10 protein-coding genes are annotated in these 8,813 nt (G+C 33.2%); 6 read left to right on the top strand and 4 right to left on the bottom strand.

All coding sequences use genetic code 11. The annotated features are described in order from the left end of the window. Positions 1-289: 289 nt before the first annotated feature. The 5 genes from ACKI30_RS00430 (at position 290) to ACKI30_RS00410 (ending at position 4,743) form a co-directional block, all read left to right on the top strand. Positions 290-1,000 carry a DUF4013 domain-containing protein gene (locus ACKI30_RS00430; RefSeq protein WP_407408940.1) on the top strand — a complete coding sequence of 237 codons (711 nt, stop codon included), beginning with the start codon at positions 290-292 and terminating at the stop codon, positions 998-1,000. 336 nt (positions 1,001-1,336) lie between these two features. Next, positions 1,337-2,770 (top strand): TrkH family potassium uptake protein, encoded by a 1,434-nt coding sequence (locus ACKI30_RS00425; protein WP_407408938.1) that lies wholly within the window; start codon positions 1,337-1,339, stop codon positions 2,768-2,770. 94 nt (positions 2,771-2,864) lie between these two features. Then, entirely contained in the window at positions 2,865-3,791 is a 927-nt protein-coding gene (locus ACKI30_RS00420) for a type II secretion system F family protein (protein WP_407408936.1), read from the top strand. Next, positions 3,791-3,973 (top strand): class III signal peptide-containing protein, encoded by a 183-nt coding sequence (locus ACKI30_RS00415; RefSeq protein WP_407408934.1) that lies wholly within the window; start codon positions 3,791-3,793, stop codon positions 3,971-3,973. Before ACKI30_RS00420 ends, ACKI30_RS00415 begins: the two co-directional genes overlap by 1 nt. Before the next feature lie 59 nt (positions 3,974-4,032). After that, on the top strand, positions 4,033-4,743 hold the full coding sequence (locus tag ACKI30_RS00410) for a DUF4013 domain-containing protein (protein ID WP_407408932.1): 711 nt from the start codon (positions 4,033-4,035) through the stop codon (positions 4,741-4,743). A gap of 22 nt (positions 4,744-4,765) precedes the next feature. Here the strand turns inward: ACKI30_RS00410 and ACKI30_RS00405 are convergent, their stop codons facing one another. Both ACKI30_RS00405 and ACKI30_RS00400 read right to left on the bottom strand, forming a co-directional pair. Next, a complete protein-coding gene (locus ACKI30_RS00405; RefSeq protein WP_407408930.1) occupies positions 4,766-5,329 on the bottom strand; it encodes a TMEM175 family protein in 564 nt (187 codons plus the stop codon). Then, entirely contained in the window at positions 5,319-5,900 is a 582-nt protein-coding gene (locus ACKI30_RS00400; protein ID WP_407408928.1) for a TMEM175 family protein, read from the bottom strand. The genes ACKI30_RS00405 and ACKI30_RS00400 overlap by 11 nt, the downstream gene beginning before the upstream one ends. A 49-nt stretch (positions 5,901-5,949) precedes the next feature. Between ACKI30_RS00400 and ACKI30_RS00395 the strand changes: the two genes are divergently transcribed. Beyond that, positions 5,950-7,362, top strand: coding sequence for a lactaldehyde dehydrogenase (locus tag ACKI30_RS00395; protein WP_407408926.1), 1,413 nt, complete (start codon positions 5,950-5,952; stop codon positions 7,360-7,362). A gap of 17 nt (positions 7,363-7,379) precedes the next feature. Here the strand turns inward: ACKI30_RS00395 and ACKI30_RS00390 are convergent, their stop codons facing one another. Together ACKI30_RS00390 and ACKI30_RS00385 are read right to left on the bottom strand one after the other, a co-directional pair. Continuing rightward, the gene (locus tag ACKI30_RS00390; RefSeq protein WP_407408924.1) at positions 7,380-8,201 is read right to left on the bottom strand and encodes an amino acid ABC transporter substrate-binding protein; all 822 of its coding nucleotides are present in this window, start codon (positions 8,199-8,201) and stop codon (positions 7,380-7,382) included. Positions 8,202-8,342: 141 nt separating this feature from the next. Continuing rightward, positions 8,343-8,648, bottom strand: a complete 306-nt coding sequence (locus ACKI30_RS00385) for a hypothetical protein (protein WP_407408922.1) — start codon at positions 8,646-8,648, stop codon at positions 8,343-8,345. Positions 8,649-8,813: the final 165 nt, after the last annotated feature.

Here is an 8,813-nt window from a genome sequence, read left to right as displayed (position 1 = left end):
ATTAATTCTAGTTATCATATCCTCATTAGGATACAATCTAACCTTCAAACCCAAATTAACACAGTTCATAAAAACATCTAACTCCATCAAGACAATTTTTATAAACTATTATTTATAATAATAAAATATATAATGAAAATGTGAGAGCATTTGAAAAGTAATATTCTTTAAATGCTTTTTTGTGAAATTCATCCCCGACCTAAAAGAGGTCTAGGTATTCTTTCACTATTAAGATAAATTAAATATAACTCAAGTTATGGAGAGTTATCCAAATAAAAAGGTGAATTAAATGGAATTAGGTGAAATTTTAAGTGATGCTTTGGTTTATCCATTTCAGAATATTAAAGCATTAATAGTATATTTGATTTTAGGTATTATTTTGGGAATAGCTGTTGGAGGTACTGTTAGTGCGGTTATGGTAGGTTCTATGGCTAATAATGCATTAACCGTAATAGGATCTGGAATTATTGGAATTATAATTGCATTATTTATTGGATTTTTAATTACTGGTTATCAATTGGACATTGTAAAATACGGTATTGAAAGAAGCAATGGGGCTCCAGGAATCGATATTGTAAGACAATTTATCAATGGTGTAAAATTTTTCGCTGTATATATTGTTTACATGATTATTCCAATTATTATCTCTGCAATTTTGGCGGTAATCTTCCAGCACTGGTTGGCTGGTTTAATTAACTTTTTCGTATCTCTTATTTTTGCAATTGCATTAATGATGGGTCAATGCAGACTCGCAAAAACTGAAGATATATTTTATGCAATATCTGTTGGGGAAGCAATTGGCGATATTTCAAAAGTGGGAATTTTAAAAGTTGTTTTATTCATTGTTCTCATATTTGTTATTTCATTTGTATTATTGTTCGTTGTAGGTTTAATAACTCAATGGAATAGTACTGTTGGTGGAATCCTATTGGGTATTTTAGGTGTTTACCTAGTATTTTTCAATGGTAGAGCTACCGGTTTATTATATTCCGATGTATAAATAAGCTATTTCGAAAAAAACTGGTATTATGAATTCAGCTTAACAGTTGAATTCGTACCATTTTTTCTGTAAATAAGTAGATGTTCAGTCATCTACATCTTTTTTCTTTTTTTTGGTTAAATTTTAATCATATGCTATTGTATTTTTGTATAATTTACATTCGTATTGTGCATCATTAATTTTATAAATTAATTTTTTTAATTCTTTTTGTATAATATTTTTTTATTTTTTGTATTTTTATTAATATTTTTAATAATTTTATGTAAAATATATATTCCTATGGAATTTATATAGTATATTTTTCAATATTCATATTGTAACTGCTGAGGTGGTCATATGAGATATGTCACTAGGACTGACTTGTTGATTATTATTAGAAATATGGGTCTTTTGATGATTGGAATTGGTGTTATAAGTCTGGTTCCGATTATTGTTGATTTGATATATCTGGAATTTAATTTTATTAACTTTCTTCTTCCCTCAGCGATATCAATTGCCATAGGTTTGTTTATCACACATGTTTTGGATGAGTATTCATTAAGTAAAATTCGCTTGAAACATGCAATGATTATATCCTCCCTGTCTTGGCTGTGGGCAGGTATTGTCGGAGGAGTGATACTTCAGATGGTAACCGGATTAAGCATTGTTGACGGAATTTTTGAAAGTATTTCTGCATTGACCGGAAGTGGAATCACAATTTATCCTGATGTGGAATCTCTTCCTCACAGTGTGCTGTTTTTTAGAGGATTTCAACAGTGGATTGGTGGTTTAGGAATAATTGTAATGATAATATCTGTCTTAACTAAACCTGGAACAATTTCTTCCAAGCTGTATCGGTCTGAAGCTCGTGATGAATATATTAAGCCTTCCACCAAAGCCACAATAAAACAGTTCCTTAAGATTTATCTGATTTATACTGCGGTGGGAATTATTTTATATTCTCTTGCGGGAATGCCTATTTTTGATTCGGTCTGCAATACCTTCAGTATTATTTCAACAGGCGGTATGAGCGTAAAAAATGCAAATATAGGTTTTTATAATGATGAGATAATCTATTTTATCACCATAATTCTAATGATACTGGGTGCTACAAGTTTTGTGGTTCACTATAACATTATTAAAACCCGTGGTAAATCAATCATTAATGACTTGCAGTTTCAGGCAATGATTACTCTAATAGCTATTTCAACCTTATTGATCTATTTCACATCCAAAATAATTCCAATGGACATATTATTCGTTATCGTTTCTGCAATCACTACAACTGGGGCAAGTATAGAAAGTTCAGTGGTAATGGGCGGGTGGCCGCCATTTGCAATTTTCATTATAATTTCATTGATGCTTATCGGTGGTTCCACAGGTTCTACTGTAGGTGCAATTAAATTAATGAGGGTTATTACATTTTTTAAGGGAATATATAAAAATTCACGTGAAATATGGTCTCCTGAAAGTAGTGTCGTTTCTGTAAAAGTTTCCGATAAAAAACTCACAGATGATGTTGCTGCACAAAGCGGAAATTATATTGCTCTTTATTTTCTGTGCATTTTGATTACCTGGGCATTGCTGTGCCTATATGGTCACAATGCTTTCGATTCTCTGTTTTTTACTATTTCCATGCAGGGAAATGTTGGTTTGGAAATTGGACAGATATCTCAAACATTGGAATGGCCTTTGAAAATTATGGGCATATTTAACATGTGGACTGGAAGGCTGGAAATTTATCCAGTTTTAATCACATTAAGGGCATTTTTCGAAATATTCAAAAAATAATTGCTCCCAATTAATATAATTATTGATGTTGCCTTGTAAAATTTATTTTGAAGAAAACTAAGACTTTATATTGGCTATGGTCAAATATTAATTTATGAATTTTAAAATAATTAATAATTTGACAGTATTTTTAGACAATAATATTTCAGAAAAGAATTTGTCCAAATTGCAGGAATTTTTGATGAGTGGGGCTATTTTTACAGAAGCAAGTAAAGTTTTAGCAATACTCATTATCTTCATTTTAACATGTGAAATTGCTTTAACATTAATGATATTGATGTTCAGTTTGCCGATTTCATTGTTGATTCTGCCATTTTTTGTAATTCCGGGACTTTTCACATATGTTATTGTTCAACAGGAGAGAAGGGCACAGGAAATTGAAAAAACTGCACCTGACTTTTTAAGACAGCTTTCAAGCATGCTGCAGGTCGGTTTAAGCTTTGAAAATGCAATGGATGACATGTCGCAGTACGGTGAAGGACCCCTCTACGATGAAATGCGAAGAACGATTATTGAAATTCGAATGGGTCGAAATTTTGATGATGCCTGGCGTGCAATGTCGAAACGTCTGAAGTCAAAGGAACTGGAGAGAATTTTTTCAATAATACTGGATGGCCGTAAATCCGGGTCAAGCATCTCATCAGTATTGAATGACGTTTCTGATGATTTGAGGGATTTGCTAGCTTTAAAACGTGAGAGAAAATCTGCAGTGATGATGTCTGTCATGTTTCTATTAATCTCTGCAGTTATTGCAACGCCATTTGCAATTGGTATGGTTGGAGTTTATTCGGGGTTTATGCAAAGCTATGGTATGGAATCTGATATTATTATGGCGGCACCTATTGCAGGTGAAATTTATCTGATAATCCATTCGGTTTTAGTCGGTTTTATCATTGCCATAATTATGTATGGTGATGTCAAAAAAGGATTTAAGTTTTCTCTGCCTTTGGCTGCAGCTTCGTTTGGAATATTCTATTTCATTTCCACATTTGGAGCAAGCATGCTTATGGGGGGATTTTAATGGACAGTAAAGGGCAGGCTTCGGCAGAGTTTATTTTACTTTTCGGAGGAATAATCGTTGTTGTGTTGCTGGCAATCTATATGTATAATAATTATGTCTCGGATTTAAGCGGTCAGATTTCATCAAAAGAACTCAATGAATTTAATGAGGAATTGAATGAATTGTACAAATATTTTAAATAATATGAATTAAATACTATAAATTGTTTTTTATTAGTTAATTTTATTTAAAGGTGGAACAAATGGAAATAGGTGAAATTTTAAACGATGCTTTGAGATATCCATTACAGAACGTCAAAGCATTGGTGGTATATCTGATTTTAGGTATTATTTTAGGAATAGCTCTTGCAGGTACTGTTGCGGGCATTTCAGTAGGATCTTTAGCTGAAAATCCATTAGCTGCTGTTGGTATGGGCACTATTGGATTAATCATCACACTCTTAATCGGATTTCTTATTAACGGTTATCAGCTAGATATTATTAGATATGGTATTGAAAGAAGCAACGGCGCTCCGGACATTGAATTTGTAGGACAATTCCTCAATGGTGTAAAAGTATTTGTTGTTGATATTGTTTACTTTATCATTCCGATTTTTATTGGAGCTATTTTGGCTGTAATCTTCCAGCACTGGTTATCTTCAATAATTACTGCAATTTTATTCATCCTTTTTGCTTTAGCAGCATTCATGGGGCACTGCAGATTAGCAAAAACCCAAGACTTAGGTTATGCATTAGCTGTTGGTGATGCAATTGGAGATATCTCCAGAATTGGAATTCTAAAGGTACTTACATTTATTATAATTGTTTTTGCAATTTCCTTTGTGTTATCTTTCATAGGACAAGGCCTCTCATCATGGAATGCTACTGTTGGAGGTATTATCTCAGGAATTTTAGGTATATACACTGTTTTCTTCTCAGCAAGAGCTATGGGTTTATTATACTCTGAAGTATAAGCAAACCCTTTACTTTCTTTTTTTAATGCACTAATTTCGGAACAATCCACATTGTAATGATTGACAATAAACAGCAGATTATGATTGCCGGAGGATAAGCCAGATATCCGATTATCATTCCGATAACAACCAAGACAATTGTCATTGCAAAGATATAATCTTTTTCTAAAACCAATTGCAGTGCAATGTTTCCAGGATCTGAATCTTTCAGGAATTTTGAAATCAATTTTGATAAAAGAGCAGTGACAATAAAGCTTAATCCATACAAGAATTGTGGGAAAAATACATTGATATTTTCAGCAACAAATGTTGTCAGGTAAGGCAGGAGTGAAAATACGAATAATGTGATTCCCATAGTCCAGATGACTTTATGGTCAATCTTATTTACTAAGCTGAACAGGTTATTGTTGAAGTTCCAGAAGTTAAAGCAAACCATAAAACTTATTGCATAAATTACAAATTCATATTTTAATTCAAACAGCGCTTCCCAAGATCCGTTGGATGCGAGTGGTATTTCCAATACTATAATTGTAATGATAATTGCCAATATTGCATCAATCAATGCTTCAAACCTTTCAGTTTCCATTATTAGTCCTCCTTACAATTCTTCCAATGAGAATCCATAATATGATTGATATCAGGCAACAGATATAAATTCCTGGCCTGTAAACGGTATAGGTCAATATGAATCCGATAATCAGTACAATCATCGGCAAATTGTTTATTCTTGAATCATAATTCTGTTCCTGCAATGATTTATTGTACGGATTGCTTTTATAAACTTCCCGTGTTGCCAAAGTGTATAAGATATGGGTTATTATAAAAATCACTCCAAACATAGTTTCTGCAGGGATTGAATAAAGGTTATTTGCAAGCCAAATTGTAAAATAAGGTAAAAGTGAAATGAAAAAGGTCATTATTCCATAAATCCAAACACAAGTGTTGTTAATGTTATCAACAAGCTGGAACAGATTGTGGTTTGCATACCAGATATTATATAAAATCATGAAACTGATTAAATAAGCAATATAAATGGTGTGCAGTTCTAAAACTCCCGCTAGTGTTGGTGTGGCCGGCTGCGGAATTTTCAAAACCAAGACAGTTATGATAATTGCGATAATTGCATCAAAAAATGTTTCAAATCTATTCGTTTCCATATAAACATTTATTATTTTTATAATATAAAATATTAATTAAGGTGATAATATGGACATGCTGATTGGTGGAAAACACGTTTCAAGTGAAGATAAGGAAGATGTAATTAATCCGTACAATGGTGAAGTAATTGACACCGTTCCAATTGCCCACAGGCAAACTGCAGAATTGGCCATTCAGGAAGCCAACAATGCAAAGGAATCTCTGCAGGAGATGTCTGCATTTAAGGTATCCAATAAATTGTTCAATGTTGTTGAAAAGCTCAAAAGCAGTCGTGAAGATTTTGCAAAGCTATTGACATTGGAGGTTGGAAAACCGATCAATGAATCATTGGTGGAGCTTGACAGGTCAATCGAAACATTGAAACTGGCTGCAGAAGAGGCAAAAAGAATCTATGGTGAAAGCGTACCTCTGGATGCCGGATTGAACGGTAAGGGATTTTTTGCATTCACACAAAGATTGCCTTTGGGAGTTGTGGTGGCAATCACTCCATTCAACTATCCTTTGAACTTAACTATTCATAAAATTGCACCTGCAATAGCATGTAAAAATACTGTAATCATCAAACCGCCGACAGAAGCTCCATTGACAGTAATGAAATTTGCCGAGTTGTTAAATGAGGAATTTCCGGATGGTGTTGTAAATACTGTAACCGGATATGGTTCGGAGGTAGGCGATTACCTGGTCACTTCAGCCGATGTTAACAAGATCTCATTTACAGGAAGCGTAACAACCGGAATGATGATATCTCAAAAGGCAGGTATGAAAAAGGTCACATTGGAACTTGGGGGAAACGATCCTATGGTTGTCCTAAAGGATGCTGACATTGACAAGGCAGTTAAAGGAGTCATCAACGGAGCATTTTTAAATGCAGGACAGGTATGCATGGGTGTTAAAAGGATTATAGTTGATGGCGAAATTGCAGATGAATTCGCTCAAAAATTAGTTGTCGAAACAGAAAAACTGGTTATGGGCAATCCTCTTGATTCCAAAACCACTCTGGGAACATTGATTTCAGAAAAAGCGGCAAAACAGGTTGAGGAAACTGTCAGCAATGCTGTCGAGTCAGGCGCCAAAATACTGACTGGAGGTGCTCGTAACGGTGCATTTTATGAGGCCACTGTAATTGATAATGTGACAGCAGATATGGATTTGGTCATAAACGAAACATTCGGTCCGGTGGCGCCTATAATTCGTGTAAATGGTGTTGATGAGGCAATCAAAGTGGCTAATGACACTGAGTATGGTCTTCAGGCTGGGGTTTTCACTGCAGATTATGCAAATGCAATGAGATGTGCCAATGAAATCGAAGCAGGAACAGTATTTATTAACAAACAATCAACATTCAGAACAGACAACATGCCGTTTGGAGGATTTAAAAATAGTGGTGTTGGAAAAGAAGGAATAAAATATGCTGTTGAAGAGATGACAAAAACAAAATTAATAGGTTTGAATTTAAGATAGTTGAAGGATTATAATGATTATAATCCTTTGATTAATCCCTGTTCTAACTTGTAGTCGGAATAGTTTTGAGCTATCTTTTCAACGGTTCCGTCCTTAAACATTTCATCTAATGTCTTTTGGACTGCATCTCTCAATTCAGCATTTCCTTTCTTAAATCCAATTCCGTACTTTTCATCGGAGACGTTTTCAGATAATATCTTGCAACTTGGATATTTGTTGGTAATGTAATAGTTGGCAAAACCATTATCCATAATCACTGCATCACATGTTCCTGATTCCAAATCCATCATTGCCACATTGTTGTTTTCAACTTCAAACAGGTTATTTAGGGAATTTTTCAGTGTTGTGTTGTTGTTTATTGCACTTATTGCAGAGCTTCCGGTTTGAATTTCCACATTTTTGCCTTTCAGGTCACTTAATGAGTTGATGTTGGAGTCTGATTTTACAACAACCACTTGTGCATTGTTGTAGTATGGCTCTGTAAACAGATATTCGTCTTCACGACCGTCAATAGTAAATGCTCCCCATATGCAGTCAATTTCACCGGAATTCACTTCAAACTCTTTACTGTTCCAGTCAATCAGTTCAGTTTCTTTTAGTGTCCAGTTGTTTCTATCACAAACCTCTTTTGCAATCTCCAAATCAAATCCTACATTGTTTCCTGAATCGTCCTTATAGACAAATGGGGGAAATACTGGGTTTAAACCAACCACCAATGTAGTGTCATTGTTTGTTCCAGAGGATTCTGTCTCATTAAAGAAGTCCAGAAATCCTGCAGCTGATGTGTTCATCACCAGAAACATCATCAATGTTAAAATCACTATTATCTTTTTGTTCATATAATCTCCCTACATATTCATTGTGTTATTATTTATCCAATTATAATATTAAAAATTTCTTATTTTTTGATAAAAATTTGAATTTTGTTAACTTTTTTTTACATATTGGGAGAAATCTAAATCATTAACTATTTTTTAATATTAATAGCCTTTAATACCGGGCATTAATATCAATTTCATCATTGAATTCATTTCTTTTTCAATAGGTATTATTTTTTCATGTATTTTGTGTATTTCATCCATAAATCTATTATTGAATGTTTCATCATCTACAAAAATATTAATATAAAGTTTAGGGTATCCTTCTCCGGTAATATCCTCATGAGCCTGAAGTTCAAATTCTCCATTGGGAAATCTTGAATTTAAATATGGTTGGGTTTCATTTAATAATCTAATTAATCCTTTATTTTCTTTTATAAATTCATGAATTTTTTTTGGATTTCTCATTGAGTATGTTTTATTTAATTCTTGGAGTCTGTAAAATTTTATAGGCTTCTTTCAAATTTTATTTTTTTACACTTGAAATTTCACTTCGATGTAAATTCGTTCTAATTTTTCTTTAATTTCAAATTAAACAATTAAAAAATAGTAAATTACTTAAATAAGTGAGGA

Origin of the sequence: Methanobrevibacter sp., assembly GCF_045539575.1 — an archaeon.
In the GTDB taxonomy this organism is placed as follows: domain Archaea; phylum Methanobacteriota; class Methanobacteria; order Methanobacteriales; family Methanobacteriaceae; genus Methanocatella.
The sequence above is the reverse complement of the archived record's forward strand: the minus strand, read 5'-3'. Positions and strand labels throughout refer to the sequence as shown.

Excerpts from the sequence above, each read along its gene's own strand:
- ACKI30_RS00430 (WP_407408940.1), top strand. The coding sequence starts at position 290 with ATGGAATTAGGTGAAATTTTAAGTGATGCTTTGGTTTATCCATTTCAG.
- ACKI30_RS00425 (WP_407408938.1), top strand. The coding sequence starts at position 1,337 with ATGAGATATGTCACTAGGACTGACTTGTTGATTATTATTAGAAATATG.
- ACKI30_RS00420 (WP_407408936.1), top strand. The coding sequence starts at position 2,865 with ATGAATTTTAAAATAATTAATAATTTGACAGTATTTTTAGACAATAAT.
- ACKI30_RS00415 (WP_407408934.1), top strand. The coding sequence starts at position 3,791 with ATGGACAGTAAAGGGCAGGCTTCGGCAGAGTTTATTTTACTTTTCGGA.
- ACKI30_RS00410 (WP_407408932.1), top strand. The coding sequence starts at position 4,033 with ATGGAAATAGGTGAAATTTTAAACGATGCTTTGAGATATCCATTACAG.
- ACKI30_RS00405 (WP_407408930.1), bottom strand. The coding sequence starts at position 5,329 with ATGGAAACTGAAAGGTTTGAAGCATTGATTGATGCAATATTGGCAATT.
- ACKI30_RS00400 (WP_407408928.1), bottom strand. The coding sequence starts at position 5,900 with ATGGAAACGAATAGATTTGAAACATTTTTTGATGCAATTATCGCAATT.
- ACKI30_RS00395 (WP_407408926.1), top strand. The coding sequence starts at position 5,950 with ATGGACATGCTGATTGGTGGAAAACACGTTTCAAGTGAAGATAAGGAA.
- ACKI30_RS00390 (WP_407408924.1), bottom strand. The coding sequence starts at position 8,201 with ATGAACAAAAAGATAATAGTGATTTTAACATTGATGATGTTTCTGGTG.
- ACKI30_RS00385 (WP_407408922.1), bottom strand. The coding sequence starts at position 8,648 with ATGAGAAATCCAAAAAAAATTCATGAATTTATAAAAGAAAATAAAGGA.